This window comes from Methylobacterium gnaphalii (assembly GCF_007992215.1).
In the GTDB taxonomy this organism is placed as follows: domain Bacteria; phylum Pseudomonadota; class Alphaproteobacteria; order Rhizobiales; family Beijerinckiaceae; genus Methylobacterium; species Methylobacterium gnaphalii.
This window is the reverse complement of sequence record NZ_BJZV01000014.1, coordinates 124,576-141,342: the sequence shown is the minus strand read 5'-3', so window position 1 is coordinate 141,342 and position 16,767 is coordinate 124,576. Positions and strand designations below refer to the sequence as shown.

At 65.5% G+C, this 16,767-nt stretch carries 14 protein-coding genes and 1 other RNA gene; 9 read left to right on the top strand and 6 right to left on the bottom strand.

Annotated elements, in window-relative coordinates:
* The first annotated feature begins 170 nt into the window (after positions 1–170).
* From ffs to MGN01_RS13840, 3 genes are all read left to right on the top strand, one after another.
* An RNA gene (gene ffs, locus MGN01_RS13850) (signal recognition particle sRNA small type) lies at positions 171–267 on the top strand.
* A 55-nt stretch (positions 268–322) separates the two neighbouring features.
* Positions 323–2,167, top strand: coding sequence for a DNA polymerase III subunit gamma/tau (locus MGN01_RS13845; RefSeq protein ID WP_147047256.1), 1,845 nt, complete (start codon positions 323–325; stop codon positions 2,165–2,167).
* Positions 2,168–2,334: 167 nt separating this feature from the next.
* Positions 2,335–2,658, top strand: a complete 324-nt coding sequence (locus MGN01_RS13840) for a YbaB/EbfC family nucleoid-associated protein (protein ID WP_147047255.1) — start codon at positions 2,335–2,337, stop codon at positions 2,656–2,658.
* 45 nt (positions 2,659–2,703) lie between these two features.
* Here MGN01_RS13840 and MGN01_RS13835 read toward each other — a convergent pair whose 3' ends face one another.
* Positions 2,704–4,875, bottom strand: coding sequence for a peptidase domain-containing ABC transporter (locus tag MGN01_RS13835; RefSeq protein WP_238258136.1), 2,172 nt, complete (start codon positions 4,873–4,875; stop codon positions 2,704–2,706).
* Positions 4,872–6,173, bottom strand: a complete 1,302-nt coding sequence (locus tag MGN01_RS13830) for an HlyD family secretion protein (RefSeq protein ID WP_147047296.1) — start codon at positions 6,171–6,173, stop codon at positions 4,872–4,874. Before MGN01_RS13830 ends, MGN01_RS13835 begins: the two co-directional genes overlap by 4 nt.
* Before the next feature lie 887 nt (positions 6,174–7,060).
* Here MGN01_RS13830 and MGN01_RS13825 point away from each other — a divergent pair.
* A complete protein-coding gene (locus MGN01_RS13825; RefSeq protein WP_147047254.1) occupies positions 7,061–7,297 on the top strand; it encodes a hypothetical protein in 237 nt (78 codons plus the stop codon).
* A gap of 229 nt (positions 7,298–7,526) precedes the next feature.
* Here MGN01_RS13825 and MGN01_RS13820 read toward each other — a convergent pair whose 3' ends face one another.
* Positions 7,527–9,143 carry a phosphoenolpyruvate carboxykinase gene (locus tag MGN01_RS13820; protein WP_147047253.1) on the bottom strand — a complete coding sequence of 539 codons (1,617 nt, stop codon included), beginning with the start codon at positions 9,141–9,143 and terminating at the stop codon, positions 7,527–7,529.
* A 336-nt stretch (positions 9,144–9,479) separates the two neighbouring features.
* Here MGN01_RS13820 and recR point away from each other — a divergent pair, with 336 nt between their 5' ends.
* The 4 genes from recR (at position 9,480) to truA (ending at position 12,413) form a co-directional block, all read left to right on the top strand.
* Positions 9,480–10,085, top strand: a complete 606-nt coding sequence (recR, locus tag MGN01_RS13815) for a recombination mediator RecR (protein ID WP_147047252.1) — start codon at positions 9,480–9,482, stop codon at positions 10,083–10,085.
* 98 nt (positions 10,086–10,183) lie between these two features.
* Positions 10,184–10,699: a peptide deformylase gene (locus tag MGN01_RS13810; RefSeq protein WP_147047250.1), complete on the top strand. Its 516-nt coding sequence runs from the start codon at positions 10,184–10,186 to the stop codon at positions 10,697–10,699.
* A 17-nt stretch (positions 10,700–10,716) separates the two neighbouring features.
* Positions 10,717–11,646 (top strand): methionyl-tRNA formyltransferase, encoded by a 930-nt coding sequence (gene fmt / locus MGN01_RS13805; protein WP_147047248.1) that lies wholly within the window; start codon positions 10,717–10,719, stop codon positions 11,644–11,646.
* Positions 11,646–12,413 carry a tRNA pseudouridine(38-40) synthase TruA gene (gene truA, locus MGN01_RS13800; RefSeq protein WP_147047246.1) on the top strand — a complete coding sequence of 256 codons (768 nt, stop codon included), beginning with the start codon at positions 11,646–11,648 and terminating at the stop codon, positions 12,411–12,413. The genes fmt and truA overlap by 1 nt, the downstream gene beginning before the upstream one ends.
* On the opposite strand, the gene dapE is transcribed toward truA, so the two are convergent.
* Positions 12,389–13,564, bottom strand: coding sequence for a succinyl-diaminopimelate desuccinylase (gene dapE / locus MGN01_RS13795; RefSeq protein WP_147047244.1), 1,176 nt, complete (start codon positions 13,562–13,564; stop codon positions 12,389–12,391). The genes truA and dapE overlap by 25 nt on opposite strands.
* A 188-nt stretch (positions 13,565–13,752) precedes the next feature.
* Here dapE and MGN01_RS13790 point away from each other — a divergent pair, with 188 nt between their 5' ends.
* A complete protein-coding gene (locus MGN01_RS13790; protein ID WP_147047242.1) occupies positions 13,753–14,535 on the top strand; it encodes a HesA/MoeB/ThiF family protein in 783 nt (260 codons plus the stop codon).
* 42 nt (positions 14,536–14,577) lie between these two features.
* Here MGN01_RS13790 and metB read toward each other — a convergent pair whose 3' ends face one another.
* Positions 14,578–15,741 carry a cystathionine gamma-synthase gene (gene metB / locus MGN01_RS13785; RefSeq protein ID WP_147047240.1) on the bottom strand — a complete coding sequence of 388 codons (1,164 nt, stop codon included), beginning with the start codon at positions 15,739–15,741 and terminating at the stop codon, positions 14,578–14,580.
* A gap of 152 nt (positions 15,742–15,893) precedes the next feature.
* On the bottom strand, positions 15,894–16,757 hold the full coding sequence (locus MGN01_RS13780; RefSeq protein ID WP_147047238.1) for a DUF1186 domain-containing protein: 864 nt from the start codon (positions 16,755–16,757) through the stop codon (positions 15,894–15,896).
* Between the last annotated feature and the right edge of the window lie 10 nt (positions 16,758–16,767).

Genomic DNA, 16,767 nt, shown 5'->3' with positions numbered 1-16,767 from the left:
TCCAGGGCGACGATGACAATCCTTATGGTCAAAATTCGGCTGGTCGAATCGCTGCCGCGAGCAGTGCCCACAGAATACCGTTGGACGCCGCTGGCCGGTCTCTCCGTACGATGGGGCGTCACGGCCTGAACCGGCTTGCATCGCCCGACCATGCCAGCCATATACGGCGCGGGAGGTTGGCGAGGGACGTTTCACTCGCCAACCGGGTCAGGTCCGGAAGGAAGCAGCCCTAACGAGACCGAGCGGGTCTTCGTCCAGCCTCCCACCCTCGCCCCTGGCGAGCGCGACGCCCCAGGGGGCACACTCCGACATCTGAAGCGGCATGGACGACACCCTCGGCACGCTGATCGACGAGCCGGGGTTGCCCGGTATGCCAGCGCCGCCTCCTGCCGCGACGCCCTACCGCGTGCTTGCCCGCAGGTATCGCCCGCAGACCTTCGATGATCTGATCGGCCAGGGCGCCATGGTGCGCACGCTGGCCAACGCCTTCCAGGCGAACCGCATTCCGCAGGCCTGGATGCTCACGGGCGTCCGTGGTGTAGGCAAGACCACCACAGCCCGCATCCTCGCTCGTGGGTTGAACTATCTCCGCAAAGGCCAAGCTGATGGCGGCCCGACTGTCGAGATGCCGGAGCTCGGGTTGCACTGTCAGGCCATCATGGAGTCGCGCCATCTCGACGTGCTGGAGATGGACGCCGCCTCACATACCGGCATCGACGACGTCCGCGGGATCATCGATGGCATCCGCTACGGACCGGTCTCAGCGCGGTATAAGGTCTACATCGTCGACGAGGTCCATATGCTCTCCGAGAAGGCGTTCAACGCCTTCCTGAAGACGCTGGAAGAGCCGCCGCCGCACGCAAAATTCGTCTTCGCTACCACCGAGATCCGCAAGGTCCCGGTGACAATTCTCTCCCGCTGCCAGCGCTTCGACCTGCGCCGTGTCGAGGCTGACGTGCTGTCAGCGCATCTCGGCAAGATCTGTGCGGCGGAAAGTGTCCAGGCCGAGCCCGAGGCCATCGCTGCCATCGTACGCGCGGCCGAAGGATCTGTGCGCGACGCGCTCTCGCTGCTCGACCAAGCCATTGCGCACGGCGCCGGTGCGGTGAATGCAGCCTCGGTACGCGACATGCTCGGCCTCGCTGATCGCGGCCGTGTGGTCGATCTCTTCGAGGCGGCCATGCGCGGTGACATCCCGGCTGCCTTCGGCGAATTGCGGTCGCAATACGAGGCCGGCGCCGATCCCGGCATCGTGCTCTCGGATCTCGCCGGCTTCACGCATCTCGTCACGCGTCTGAGACTGGTGCCCGAGGCCGCTGCTGCCGATCCGTCGCTGAGCGACGTCGAGCGCAGGCGGGGGGCCGAGTTCGCCCAGAAGCTCTCTGTGCGCGCGCTGTCGCGCGCTTGGCAGATCCTGCTCAAGGCAATTCCCGAGGTTCAAGCTGCTCCGCGCCCGCTTGCTGCTGCCGAGATGGCGCTGGTGCGGCTGGCCTACGCTGCCGACCTGCCGACGCCGGACGAGGCCCTGCGCAATCTGCGCAGCGATGCGGCCTCCGGCAGCCCTACGGGCGCGGATGGCGGGGGGCGTCCTCTCCCCGCTCCCCGTGCCTCGCTGCCGGACGCGCCGCGGCCCCAGCTCTCTGCCGTTCCCGGCGGTGCGGCCATGCCGCGCCCGGCGCCTGTGCCTGAGACCGTCGTCGCAGCCTCCCCGCAGCCGCAGGGACTGCGCCTCAGCCGTTTCGAGGACGTGGTGGCGCTCGCCGATACGCGCCGCGACATCAGTCTGAAGATCGCGCTCGAGCGGGACGTGCATCTCGTGCGCTTCGAGGAGGGCCGGATCGAGCTGCGGCTCAGCGAGAGCGCGAAGTCGAGCCTGCCGGGCGACTTGTCCAAGGCGCTGCAGCAATGGACCGGGCGAAGCTGGCTGGTCACCGTGTCGCGGGAAGCCGGCGCGCCGACGTTGGCGCAGATTGCGCGCGAGCTTGAGGAGAACCGCCATCGCGACGCGGCGAGCCACCCGCTGGTGCGCGAGGTGCTCACCCGCTTCCCAGGTGCCCAAATCGTCGACGTGCGCGAAAAGGCGCCCGAGGTTGCTGCCGAGACAGGGGCGGTGCCACCACCGCCGCCCGATGCGGTGGGCGCAGACGAAGCCGACGACGAGGCTTGAGAGCCGAGCGGCTCCCAGGGTGCGGCGCATGCCATCCTGTCGGCCGCTGCCCATGTCTGCACGGCGACGCTTGGACTCTCGATCCTTGTCAATACATAGACGGCGTGCGCCGATCCGGTCTCATGTATGATGCCGCCGGCAGTGCGAACCGAAGGAATCTTCATTTCATGCGCGATCTCATGGGCATCATGAAGCAGGCTCAGGCCATGCAGGAGAAGATGAGTTCGCTGCAGGGCGAGCTCGATCACGTCGAGGTTAGCGGTGCCTCCGGCGGTGGTGCGGTCAGCGTGACGATGTCCGCGAAGGGCCAGCTCAAGGGCATTGCCATCGACCCTTCGCTGATGGTGCCGGACGAGCGCGAGATCCTGGAGGATCTCATCGTGGCGGCCGTCAACGATGCCAGGGCCAAGGCCGAGGCGACGGCGCAGGAGAAGATGGCTGAGTTGACCAAGGGCCTGCCGCTTCCGCCTGGAATGAAGCTGCCATTCTAGGGAGCGGGAAACCCTCTCTCCTCTTCAAAGTAGTTTCGTCGAGGATCAGGCCACCGGCTCAGCGGATCTCGCAGGAAGTTTCGCTGCCGGCGCCGGCAGCAGCCGCTCGAATTCCAGCACGTGGTCGGCATGGGCGATCGTTGCCGGGCGGTGGGCGACGATGACGCGGGTCATCTTGAACTCGCGAAGCGCCTGGGCGATCGCCGCCTCGGTGGGCTCGTCGAGCGCACTTGTGGCTTCGTCCAGGAATAGGATCTCGGGGCGCTGATAGAGGGCGCGGGCGAGGATGACACGCTGCTTCTGGCCGCCCGAGAGCGTCGAGCCCATGTCGCCGACGAGTGTCTCGAAGCCCATCGGCGTCTTGCGAATGTCGTTAAGGATGGCAGCTCGCGCAGCACATTCTTCGATCCAGGCCGGGTCCGGATGCTCGTCGAAACAGGCGATGTTTTCGGCGATAGAGCCGGCGAAGAGCCCATCGCTCTGCATCACGCCGGCGATGCGCTTGCGGTAGGCCGCAGCGCCCACGGTCTTGATGTCGCGCCCGTCGATCAGGACGGTACCCTCGGTAGCCGAGAGCAGGCCCATCAGGATCTTCATCACCGAGCTCTTGCCGCAGCCCGAGGGGCCGATGATCGCGAAGCAGGTGCCGGGCGCGACCTGGAAGCTGAGGTCGCGAAAAACCCACGGCTCGTCTGCGCCATAGCGCAACGACAGTCCATTCGCGACGATGGAACCTCGCGGTGTGCCACCCTCGACGATAGCCGGGGTGGCCACGGGCTTGGCGTCGGCCGGTTCTTCCGGATCGGTCATGACGATGTCCGAGAGCCGGTCAGTCTGCACGTTGAGCATGCGTAGCTGGAAGCCGGAGTTGATCAGATTGCCGACGCGGGTCGAGAACTGGTCGCGGTAGGTCAGGAAGGCGACCAGCATGCCGAGCGACATCGACTGGTCGATCACTGCGCGGGCGCCGAGCACCAGCAGGATCAGGCGGTCGGAGCCGGCAAGCAGCTCGCTGGCGCGGCCGAAGACGAGGTCGAGGCGCTGCAGCCGTAGCCGCGCGTTCAGCGCCGTGACGAACTGATTCATCCAGGTGCCGCGGCGTCGCTCGCGTAGGCCCAGCAGCTTGACGCTTGCCATGCCCCGCACCGTCTCGATGAAATGTGTCTGCTGGCGCGCCTCGGCGACGATCGCCTCCTCCGTGCCCTCTTTGTAGGCGGTGTAGGCGGCCACCCGTAGGCCCGCGGCAATCGCGGTGGAAAGCAGCGCCACCAGCGCCAGCCAACCGCCATAGAGGAACAGCATGATCAGCATGCCGATCGACATCACGCCGTCGAGTACGGCCTGGACGAGATCCGTCGTCAGGCCCTTCTGGATGGTAGCGAGCGATCCGAAGCGCGAGATCACATCGCCCACATGCCTCTTTTCGAAATAGTCGAGGGGCAGGCGCGAGAGGTGGTCGAACAGGCTACCTGACCATTGGTAATTCAGCTTCGTGCCGGTCAGCATGATCGCCCAGGTCCGCGCAATGCCGAGGACGAGCTGAATCAGGAGCAGCAGCGCAAGGCCGAGGGCCACGACGAGCAGAAGGTCGAGATCCGCGTTGACGATGACCTCGTCGATGACGATCTGCGAGGCGATCGGCATCAGGATATTGACGAGCTCGATGCCGACCGAGAGCGCCAAGATCGACAGCATCGCCGGACGGATGCCGCGTAGATTCTGGAAGAGGTCGCCAAGGCTGAGCCCCTTCGTCACTTTCTCGCGCACAAACCCCTGCTTCGGCGTTACCTCGAGAGCGACGCCGGTGAAGTCGCGCGAGGCTTCCTCCAGCGTCAGCGTACGCCGGCCGCGGGCCGGGTCGTGAATGACGATGCCCTTGCGGGTGATCGCGGCCAGTACGACGAAATGGTTGAGGCCCCAGTGCAGGATGGCCGGTGTTTTTAACCGTGCCAGATCCTTCAGCTCGATCCGTAGCGCGCGGGTCGACAGTCCCATGGAGCCGGACAGGTCCATAAGGTTGCGCAGCGTCATGCCCTTGAGTGAGAGGGCATGCCGGCGGCGCATCGAGCCGAGGTCAACCTCGCGGCCGTGATAGCCGAGCACCATGGCGAGGCAGGCCATGCCGCACTCGGCCGCCTCCGCTTGCAGGATGACCGGCAGCCGCCGGCCGAAGCCGAACTGAAGTCCGGCCTGGGAGATGCTGTCCAGGAGCCTCACTTCGGCTGGCCCTTCGGGCTAGCCAATGGGCCACCATCGGTCACGAGGTCTACGCTGCGCTTCACGTGGTAGAGGGGGTCGAGCAGCCAGCGGTAAAGAGCGCGCTGTTCCAGGGCGATGTCGGCCTCGACTCGCATGCCGGCTTCGAGACGGCGCCGCTCGCCGTAGGCGATGACGCCATCGTCGTCGGGCTTCACCACGATGCGGTAGACGCCGCTGGCGCTCTTGCGCTTGATTTCCTCAGGCGCGTCCTCACCCTCCAGTGGTGCGCGTGTCACCTCGGTGACTACACCACGATAGAGGCCAAAACGCTGGAACGGGAAGGCTGCGTAGCGCAGCATCACGTTCGCGCCGGTCTCGATGAAGCCGATCGCCGAGGAATCCACGAAGAGGTTCGCCTGCAGTCGGCCTTCACTCGGCAGCAGGGTGAGCAGCGTCGCGCCGGCCGTGACGCTCTGACCAGGCTGTGCGCGGATCGAGGTGAGGATGCCCTTCTCAGGCGCGCGGATCTCGATCGCCCGTTTGGCCTCGCTCTCGGCCTTCTGCTGCTCAAGCTGTGCCGCGGCGCGGTCCATCTCGGCGAGGTCCTTGGAGAGCTTTTCGTCGAACGAGGCGAATTGCGCCTTCAGGTCGGCGAGCTTGCCTTCAATCTGCAGTGCGCCCTGCCGAAACTGCGCGAGTTGCGAAGTCGACTGCATGTAGAGGTAATTCTGGTTCTGGAAGTCCGCCGCGCGGGCGAAGCCCCGCGAGACCGCCGAGGCCAACTCGTCGGCCCGCGCCTTCAACGGCGGCACCAGCTTCTCCTGAAGCTCGACCTGCTGCTTGATCTGCTCGGACTGGGATTCGAGGTTGGAGATCTGCTCCTGCAACGAGCGCTTCTCGGTACCGGCCATGGAGGCGCGCAGGCGGCGCTGCTTTTCCATGCTCTCCTTCTGCCGGCCGAGTTGCGCGATAACGCGCTCCTGCGTCGGTCCGCTGGCCGAGACCGCATCGACGTCGACTGTATAGAGCAGGCGGCCCTGCTCGACCCTGTCGCCCTCCTTAACGCCGGAGGCGCTGACCCGGCCGGCCACGGGGCTGGCGACAGTGATCAAGCCGATATCCGGTGCGAGCAGGCCCTGAGCATGGACACGGCGGGTGTAGGTGCCGAGCACCGCGTAGAGCAGCGTCGCGGCCACCAGCCCCACGCAGACAAAGGCCACGATCCGGATTGGAAGCGGCTGAATGATCTGCGCCTCACCGAGCCAAGCGTTGCGGCGCGCCTCGGTGACCTCGCGGCGAAACAGCGGGCTGGACATAGACACCTATGATGACGCGCCGGGCCTGCGCGGGTTGTCCCGGCGCCGGCTTGTCACACCAGGCATTTCGGCGCAATCCGAGGTGTCAGGACGACGATGCGGTGCCGCCGACGCTCTGAACTCTTCGTGCACATCGGCGGCCAAATGGGTTGATCGACACCGTGCACGCTACCCGGCGTGTACAGCAGCAATGTTCGCCGGAGTTTCGTGGATCTTGCTTGTAGCCGGCTCGGCGCGGTCGGTGGCCTACCAGCAAACACCTAAAGAAACGGCGAGCTGTCGCAATGGCGGCAGCTAGCTCGACGCGTGCCGCGCCGCCACATTTGGCCATCTTTCCGCCAAAGTTCGGCCTCGCATCGGTTTGGTTGTGCCCAATTCTTTTGACTGGGCTGCGACCATCGGCTTGGTTGAGCAAGCTCGAATTTCGTCAGAAATTTTACGAACTTGGAGATGTCGTTCACGCGAGCGTGAGCGCTTCAGAGGCTGATGCTAGCGCTTCTGCACCCAAAAAGCCGCACTGCGGTGCGGCGTCCTGCCGCACCTATACTGAAAAAATCTTTCGCATCAATTGTTTGGCGCAGCCTTCGCGAGAACGGTTATGCCTTGGCGGCGTTTTTGCAAGGCACGTAGATGTTGCGCCGCATCGATCCGTAAAAGCTTAATGTTGCTGGGCGCATAAAGGATCTTCGCCGGCATTACGATCGACATCTCGAAGATGAGGTATCGGAAGCCTGCCATAAACGTGGCAGCTTGCTGGGTTGATCCTCAGTTCAATCGATGATGACGTTATGGGGCGATGCGTATCCAGCGCTTCGTGATGAGGCATGAAGCCAGATCGTCTTTTCAGTCGGTCGTGGATATAGCCTGTCATATCGGGAGAATACTTAATGTCGCAGAACATCGAGACCATCCGCGAGCTCAATGCGTCGGAACTCGATGAGGTCGGGGGCGGCCTCAGCATCGGTGTTGGGGCTACGGTCGATCTCAGCCAGGAACTCGGCGCCGTGTCCGGCACGGTGGATCAGGTCGGCGGCCTGGTGAGCGGCCTGCTGGGCACTGTGCTTGGTGCGGTCGGCGGCGTCGTCGGCGGCGTGACCGGCAGCGTCGGCCTCGGCGGCAAGTAAGCCTCTTCGACGGATTGACGGCGGCAGCGAGGGTTCCCCTACCTCGCTGCCGCTGTTTCCTTGTCTAGCGGCGCGCCTGCTCAAGGCTTATCGTCGCGGATCTGAACAAGGGCAGACGGCCGCTCTCGTCCTCGATCGCTTTTTCGGACGTCCCAAAGCGGCTTAGAAGCCAGCACGACCCGATGATAGGATCGAGGGTCCACCAGTGGCGAACCCTCGACCGGTTCGCTTACGCGGCGATTGAAGCTACCGGCTCTGCGGCGCGGACATCGGCATCGACGTGATTCTCGAAGCGCTTGAAGTTCTCGTGGAACATCTCGACGAGCCGGGTCGCGGTCTCGGCGAAGGCCGCTTTATTAGACCAGGTCTTCACTGGCGAGAGCACGTGCGGCTCGACGCCTGGTACCGCTTCCGGAACCGCGAAGCCGAAATACGGGTCGCGCCGAAATTCGGCTTTAGAGAGTGTGCCGTCAAGCGCCGCGGTGAGCAGGCGCCGGGTCACCCTGATTGGCATCCGCCGCCCGGTGCCGACGCCACCGCCGGTCCAGCCGGTATTCACCAGCCAGCAATCGACGTGGTGCTTGGCGATCAACTCGCGCAGCAGGTTGCCGTAGACGCTCGGGTGGCGCGGCATGAACGGTGCACCGAAGCAGGTCGAGAAAGTCGCCTCGGGCCCCGACAGGCCCCGTTCGGTACCGGCCACCTTGGCGGTATAGCCGGATAGGAAGTGGTACATCGCCTCAGCACCGGTCAACTTGGCGATCGGCGGCATGACGCCGAAGGCGTCACAGGTCAGCATCACGATGTTTTTCGGGTGCGCGGCGCGGCCCGTGGCGCTGGCATTGGCGATGAAATCGAGCGGATAGGCGCAGCGAGTGTTCTCGGTGCGGGAAGCGTCGTCGAAGTCCGGAACCCGCGTCAGCGGATCGATGACCACGTTCTCCATTACCGTGCCGAAGCGCTCGGTCGTGGCGTAGATTTCCGGCTCGGCATTGCGTGAGAGGCGGATAGTCTTGGCGTAGCAGCCGCCCTCGAAGTTGAAGATGCCGGCGCTCGACCAGCCATGCTCGTCGTCGCCGATGAGTTGGCGCGAGGAATCGTTCGAGAGCGTCGTCTTTCCGGTGCCGGAGAGGCCGAAGAAAAGGGCCGAGTCGCCAGCCTCGTCGAGGGCGGCATTGGCTGAGCAGTGCATCGGCATCACGCCCTTACCAGGCAGGATGTAATTGAGATAGGTGAAGACCGACTTCTTCATCTCGCCTGCATAGGCCGAGCCGCCGATCAGCACGATCTTCTTGGTGAAGTCGATGGCGATGACGGTCTTGGAGCGGCAGCCGTGGCGGGCCGGATCGGCCTGGAAACTCGGCAGGTCGATGATCGTCATGTCAGGTACGTAGGAGCCGACGGCGTCGCGCTCCGGACGGATCAGCAGGTTGCGGATAAAGAGCGAGTGCCAGGCGAGCTCGCAGAAGACGCGTGCCTTGACGCGATGGGCGGGATCGGCGCCGCCGTAGAGATCCTGCGCGAACAGCTCCTTGCCTTCGGCATGGGTGAGGAAGTCCTGGTAGAGCGTCTCGAATTGGTCTGGCGTGATCGAGCCGTTATTCTCCCACCAGACCTGATCCTCGGTGGAGGCGTCGCGCACGACGTATTTGTCCTTGGGTGAGCGGCCGGTATGGGCGCCGGTATTGGCGACGATGGCCCCGCCGCGGGCCAGTTCCGCCTCACCGCGCCGGAGCGACTCTTCGTAGAGACGAGGAGCCTCGAGATTCCAGTAGACGGCCTTGAGATTGCGCAGGCCGATCGCCTCCGCGCCATGGGCCGCGTTGAAGTCGCCGATGTTGTTCACGTCTGTCTCTCCTCGCAGCCCTGATCGCGACTGCTCCCGCAGCCAGTCTGTCGTCGTTTCTTCGGGGATGTCCGCACGATCGTTCAGGTCCGTCGCGCGCCGGTTCACCATCCCGTGATCCGTATGGCTTGGGTTGCGGACGATTTGTCGTCAACTGGACTTTTGGCCGGCGACAAATTTTTTTTGTCTACTCACAACCAGAATTGGTGAGGCGGACGCCGTCTGTTCGACGATCTGCGAAATGGCTCACTCGACCGGGCCGCTTTGCGCAATGGCCGCCGCATCGTATGCCCCGAGCAGCGCCACTCTTCCGTCCCGTCACAAGACTAGCCTTTCATGCCCCAATCCGTCGCCGGCCCGGAGATCGAGCGCCTGATCCAGCTCCTTGCACGGATGCCCGGATTCGGGCCGCGCTCGGCCCGGCGCGCTGCACTGCAATTGATCAAGAAGCGCGACACACTGCTTGGGCCGCTTGCCGAGGCCATGCGGGTCGCAGCCGAGCGCATCGTCGTCTGCTCGTCCTGCGGCAACGTCGATACGTCCGAGCCCTGCACGATCTGCCGCGATCAGAGCCGCGATGCCTCGACGCTCGTGGTGGTCGAGGACGTCTCCGATCTATGGGCGCTGGAGCGCTCGGGCGCGGTGAGCGCACGCTACCACGTACTAGGCGGCGTGCTCTCGGCTCTCGACGGCGTCCGGCCGGAGCATCTCAACATCGACCGCCTAGTGGAGCGTGCCGGCGATCCGGCGGTGAAGGAGATCATCCTCGCTCTCAACGCCACCGTCGACGGACAGACTACCGCTCACTACGTCACCGACGCACTGCGCCATCTCGGCCTGACCATCACCCGCCTCGCCCACGGCGTGCCTGTTGGCGGCGAACTCGATTATCTCGATGAGGGCACGCTCTCGGCAGCGATCCGGAGCCGGTCCGCGTTCTGAGGCGCCGTGCTTCGATTTGACCGTCCGCAGGGCGGCCCGTATGCGAAAGTCCTGTGTCAGCGCGCCCGTTCGGCGCCGCCATCGAGCCCGTTTCGCCCATGACGATCCGCCCTCTCGTGATCCTGCCCGATCCCGTTCTGCGCCTGAAATCCGAACCGGTGACGGAGATCACCGAGGAAATCCGTGTGCTCGCGCGAGACATGATCGAGACGATGTACGATGCACCCGGCGTCGGCCTTGCCGCGATCCAGATCGGCGTGCCGAAGCGTGTCGTCACGATCGACACGAACAAGGAGGAAGAGGCGCGCGACCCGACCGTATTCATCAACCCCGAGATCGTCTGGTCTTCGGAAGAGATGCGGGTCTACGACGAGGGTTGCCTGTCGATTCCTGAATTCTACGGCGAGGTCGAGCGGCCGGATCGGGTGAAGGTGCGCTACATGAATCTCAATGGTGAGACGGTGGAGAAGGAGGCCGATGGCCTACTCGCGACCTGCCTGCAGCACGAGATCGACCACCTCAACGGCGTGCTGTTCATCGATCACTTGTCGAAGCTGAAGCGCGACCGCGTCATCAAGAAATTCGCCAAGGCTGCCAAGCGCGACGCTGCCTGAAGCGGGGCCAAACCGTCATGCGCGTCGTTTTCATGGGCACGCCGGACTTCGCCGTGCCGACACTGGCGCAGATCGTCGCCGATGGCCACGAAGTCGCGGCGGTGTACACCCGGGCGCCGGCCCGTGCGGGCCGCGGCATGAGCCTGAGGCCCTCGCCGGTCCACGCGCTGGCCGAGCTTGAGGGGCTCACCGTCTATACGCCGGCGACCCTTCGGAGCGAGGAAGCGGCCAAGGTGTTTGCTGGCCACGCGGCCGACGTAGCCGTCGTGGTGGCCTACGGCCTGCTGCTTCCGCAGCCGATCCTCGACGCCCCGCGTCACGGCTGCCTCAACCTGCACGGCTCGCTGCTGCCGCGCTGGCGCGGCGCGGCCCCGATCCAAAGGGCGGTGATGGCGGGCGATGCCGAGAGCGGCGTCGGCGTGATGCGGATGGAGAAAGGCCTCGATACCGGACCGGTCGCTCTGGAAAGCCGGCTTTCGATCACGGAGGGCATGACGTCCGGCGAGTTGCACGATGCGCTGATGCCACTTGGCGCCAGCCTGATGAGCCGGGCCCTGGTGGCGCTTGCGGCGGGAGACCTCGCCTTCACGCCGCAATCCGAAGAGGGCGTCGTCTACGCCCACAAGATCACCAATGAGGAAGCGCGGATCGACTGGACGCGCCCGGCGAAAGACGTCGCCAGCCACATCAACGGCTTGTCGCCATTTCCGGGAGCTTTCTTCGAATCCGATCTCGGAAAAGGGCCAGAGCGCGTGAAAGTTCTTCGCGCGCGCACCGCAGAGGGTTCGGGCGAGCCGGGAACCCTCCTCGACGAGGCCTGCACGATCGCCTGCGGCGAGGGCGCGGTCCGCCTTCTCGAACTGCGCCGCGCCGGCAAGGGTGGCTCGGCGACCGGTGACGACTTCCTGCGCGGGGCGCGTCTCGGCCCCGGATCGCGCCTCGTCTGATGCCCCGCTACAAGCTGGTCGTCGAGTATGACGGGGCTCCGTTCTGCGGCTGGCAGCGGCAGGCTGAAGATCTGACGGTTCAGGAGGCGATCGAGACTGCCGTCCATCGCTTCTCGGGCGAGACGGTGCGCCTCACCTGCGCCGGGCGCACCGATGCGGGCGTTCACGCAACCCATCAGGTTGCGCATCTCGACCTCGCAAAAGAGTGGCGCACGGATACCGTGCGCGATGCCATCAACGCGCTTGTGCGCCCGCATCCGGTCTCCGTCGTCAGCGCGGAGATCGTCAGCCCCGATTTCGATGCCCGCCACCGGGCGATCCGCCGGCACTACCGCTACCGCATTTTCAACCGACGCTCGCCGCCCGTCATCACCCGCGCTCAAGTCTGGCACGTGCCCTGGCCACTCGATGCGGGCCTGATGCAGGAGGCCGGTCGCCGGCTGCTCGGCCGCCACGATTTCTCGGCGTTCCGCGCGGCCGAGTGCCAAGCGGCCAGCCCGATCCGGACGCTGGAGCAGTTGGACGTCGAGACCCGCACCATGGGTCTGCACGAAGAGATCGTCGTGGCAACGTCAGCGCGCTCGTTCCTGCACCATCAGGTCCGCTTCATGGTCGGCACGCTGATGCTCGCCGGCTGCCGGCGCATGAGCGCAGACGACGTCGCCAACATCCTTGCTTCCGGCGACCGCAGCCGCTGCGGACCGATGGCTCCGGCCCGCGGGCTCACCTTCGTTGGTGTCGATTACGAGCCGCCCTTCGAAAAATAGGCGTCGAGCACGCGGCCATAGATCGCCGTCAGCCGCTCCAGATCGGCCACGGCGACGCATTCGTCGACCTGGTGCATGGTCTCGCCGACGAGACCGAACTCGATGACCGGGCAGGCATCCTTGATGAAGCGGGCATCCGAAGTACCCCCGGTTGTCGAGAGTTTCGGCGTCAGTCCGGTTTCGGCCGCGATAGCCTCGGAGACCAACTCCACGAAGGCGTCGGGCTCGGTGAGGAAGGCAGGCGAGTTCGAGGGTTGGAGGTCGAGACTGAAGCGCACGACCGTACCGGCAGCCTCTTCGAGACGGCGGCGGATCTCGTCGCCGAGGGTTTGGGCGGTCCAGCTCTCGTTGAAGCGGATGTTGAACACCGCCTTCGCGCTCGCCGGGATGACGTTGGTCGCTGCATTGCCGACGTCGACCGTGGTGAATTCCAGGTTCGATGCATCGAAATGCGCGGTGCCGCCATCGAGTGGCGTGGAAAGCAGGGCCGAGCACAGCCGCAACAGGCCAGGAATCGGGTTCTCGGCTCGGTGCGGATAAGCAACGTGGCCCTGGCGGCCATGCACGGTGATGGCACCCGTGAGCGATCCACGACGGCCGATCTTGATCATCTCGCCGAGCCGGCTCGGATTGGTCGGCTCGCCGAGCAGGCAATGGTCGAAGCGTTCTCCTCGCTCCTTGGCCCAGGTGAGCAGCTTCACCGTGCCGTTGATGGCTGGCCCCTCCTCGTCCCCGGTGATGAGGAAGGCGATCGAGCCGGCAAAAGCCGGCCGCTCGCGGAGGAAGGCCAGGGTCGCAGCGAGCTTGCAGGCGATGCCGCCCTTCATGTCGACGGCGCCGCGGCCATAAAGCAGGCCGTTGGCAACCTCGCCGGAGAACGGCCCGTGGCTCCAGGCGGAGGGCTCGCCCGGTGGCACCACGTCTGTATGGCCGGCGAACATCAGGCAGGGGCCGCTCGTGCCGATCCGCGCGTAGAAATTCTCGATGTCCGGCGTGCCGGGCTCCGAGAAGACCGGCCGCTCGACCCGGAAGCCGGCCTTGCTGAGCAGGTCATCGAGGAATGCGAGCGCCCCACCCTCCTCCGGCGTTACGGAGGCACAGCGGATCAGCGCCTGGGCAAGCGCGACCGGGGACGTCGTATCGAGGCTCATGCCGGCACCTGCACCGCGCCGCGTCCCGCCGCAGCCGCGTTAAACAAGCTCGGAGAACACAATTGCATAGAGGCGGATACGCTGGGCTGCGGACAAGCCGCAAGAGGCACGGATGCAGACCGAGGCCGCAAGGCTGGCGCGAGCGCAACCGTCTATCGCTGACGCTGCCGGCTGATTATGTGCCGGACATGGCCCTGTCCTCCGACGAAATCGAACGCTACGCCCGCCATCTGGTCCTGCGCGACATCGGCGGGCCAGGTCAGGCGCGGCTCAAGGCGGCCCGCGTGCTCGTCGTTGGCGCCGGCGGGCTCGGAGCGCCGCTAATCCAGTACCTCGCCGCGGCAGGCGTCGGCACGATCGGTATCGCCGACGACGACGCGGTGTCGCTCTCGAACCTCCAGAGACAGGTGATCCACCGGACGCCGGATATTGGACGCTTGAAGGTCGAAAGCGCCGCCGAGGCGGTCTCGCTGCTCAATCCGCATGTGAAGGTCGTTTCCCATCCCAGCCGCCTAACCGAAGACAGCGCGGCCGCTCTCGCCGCTGAGTATGACGTCGTCGCCGACGGGTCCGACAACTTTGCCACGCGCTACGCCGTCTCCGACGCTTGCTTCCGGGCGCGGCGTCCGCTGGTGACGGCGGCCTTGGGCCAATTCGACGGCTCGCTTACGACCCTTCGCGCGCACGAGGCGGGTCCGGATGGCCGCCCCAACCCGACCTATCGCTGCCTGTTCCCGAACCCGCCGCCGAACGGTGCCGTGCCGACCTGCGCCGAGGCCGGTGTGCTCGGCGCCTTGGCCGGCGTGATGGGTTCGCTGATGGCGATGGAGGTGATCAGGGCGATCGTGCCCTTCGGCGAGTCGCTGGTCGGACGTCTGCTCATGGTCGATGCCCGCTCGATGCGGTTCGAGACGCTGAGTTACGCGTGGGATCCGGCAAACCCGTTGAGCGGCGAGACCGCGCAGGCGTGACGCCAGATTGGCCTTGTCCGAGACGGTTGACGCAACGCGGTCTCAAGCCCCTACGGTCGCATCAAGCGCCTGACCGAGATCGGCCAGCAGATCTTCCTCGGCCTCCAGGCCAACCGACAGGCGCAGCAGGCCTTTCGTGATGCCGGCCGTTGCAAGAGCCGCAGCATCCATAGCGGCGTGAGTCATGGTCGGAGGATGGGCGACGAGGCTCTCGACCCCTCCGAGCGACTCGGCCAGGGTGAAGATCTGCACCGCCTCGACGAACGCTCGCACGGCCTCGAGCCCGCCAGCGAGTTCGAAGCTGAGCATCGCGCCGAAACCGCTCTGCTGAGCCTTGGCGAGCGCGTGATCGGGGTGGCTCGCGAGGCCGGGATAGTGAACTCGTGCCACGGCCGGGCTGATTTCAAGGAAGGCAGCGATGGCGGCTGCCGTCTTCTGCTGCTGTTCGACGCGAACGAAGAGCGTGCGGACGCCGCGGAGCGTCAAATAGGCGTCCAGGGGCGCGCCTGTGATGCCGATCGTGTTGGCCCAGGAAGCCAGCTCTTCGCCCATCGTCTTGTCGGCAGCGACGACGGCGCCACCGATGACGTCGGAATGTCCGTTCAGGAACTTCGTCGTCGAGTGGACGACGAGATCGGCGCCGAGGCTGATCGGTTGCTGCAGAGCCGGTGACAGGAAGGTGTTGTCGACAACGGCAACGGCTCCTGCCGCCTTCGCCAGTGCGGTTGTGCGGCGAATGTCGATCACCCGCATTAGCGGGTTGCTCGGCGTCTCGATAAGCACGACGCGGGGCTGCTGCGCGAGCGCAGCAGCCAGAGCCTGCTCATCGGCCTGATTGACGAAGGCGACGCGATAATGCCCCCGCTCGGCGCGCATGCTGAGGAGGCGATAGGTCCCGCCGTAACAATCGTGCGGCGCGACCAGAAGATCTCCGGGGCGCAGGCTCGACAGGGCGAGCTCGAGGGCTGCCATGCCGCTCGACACCATGACGGCCCGCGCGCCGCCCTCGAGCTTGGCGATGGTATCCGCGAGTTGGTCTCGGGTCGGGTTGGCTAGGCGGGAATAATCGTAGGGGCCGGGTTTCTCGAAGGCAGGAAACTTGAAGGTCGTTGAGAGGTGGATCGGCGAGATCACAGCTCCGAACGCCGTATCCTGTGCAACCCCGTTGGTTGCAGCGATGGTTCGCGCCGTGCGTTCCTTCGACATTGGAACGTCCTTTCGCTCTTCGAGAATGCCGCGGCAGCCCCGCCGCTTCCATTAGCAGCGTTCTGTATACAGAACGATTTGGCTGCACAACAGGACACTGCGCGGGAGCGAGCGGTTTCTTCGCTAGTCCAGCAGCCCGCAGATGCTGTGCGCTAGGAGAGGCCAGGCAGTTGCGCTGGCTGCTCCAGGTTAAGGCAACACTTCTTGTACTTCTTGCCGCTGCCGCAGGGGCACGGATCGTTGCGGCCGACATCCTTGAACGGGTTCTTCACGGGCTGGCCGGCCTCCTCTGCGGTCCAGGCCAGCTGCCTCACAGGATCGTCGAGATAGCCGTAAGCTTCCCCCTCGAAGGCCTCAAAGCTCGGCGGTTCGGACGTGACCTGCCTGAGAGCACGGCGGAACCATGGGAGGTCGCTGAACTCGTCGGTAATCCGGCCATCCTTGCGCGCGGCTTCGACGCGCGGGGCAAGGTCGCTCAGGCCGAGATAGGCGATGGCCTGCTCCCAGCCGCTCCAGCCGAGGCTATCCTCCACTGCCACCCGCGCGTCGTCGAAGCGGATCAGAAGGGTCTTGGCTTGGTCGAGCGCGATGAGGCCCTCGCGGACGAGGAAGCTCATGGCCGTGAGAGCGCTGCTCGTCACGGCATCATCGATCGTGCTGTCGAGGATCAGGCGAAACAGCGCGTCGGCCTGGCCGTCGAAGCTGCCGGCGAGCACGCGCGGCAGGGTGATTGTCAGGGCATCGCCAAGCAGCCCGTCGAGGGTTTCGCTGTCCTGGCGCAACAGGCGCAGCAGCGGTGCGAAGAGACGCGTGTCGCGGGCGGCAGCCAGAGCGTGCAGGCCCCAGAACAGCAGGTTCGCCTCTTCGTCATTCAGCGCGTCCGGGTTCTCGGCCGTAAGGTCGACGACCCGGAGCACGGCTTCGGCCACGGAATCCGGGGCCGCCACAGCGCGGCGAAGCGCGTCCTTTGGGAGGAATTTCGCCTCCGAGAGAAGCCCGACGAGCTGTTCGTCCATGATCGCCTCC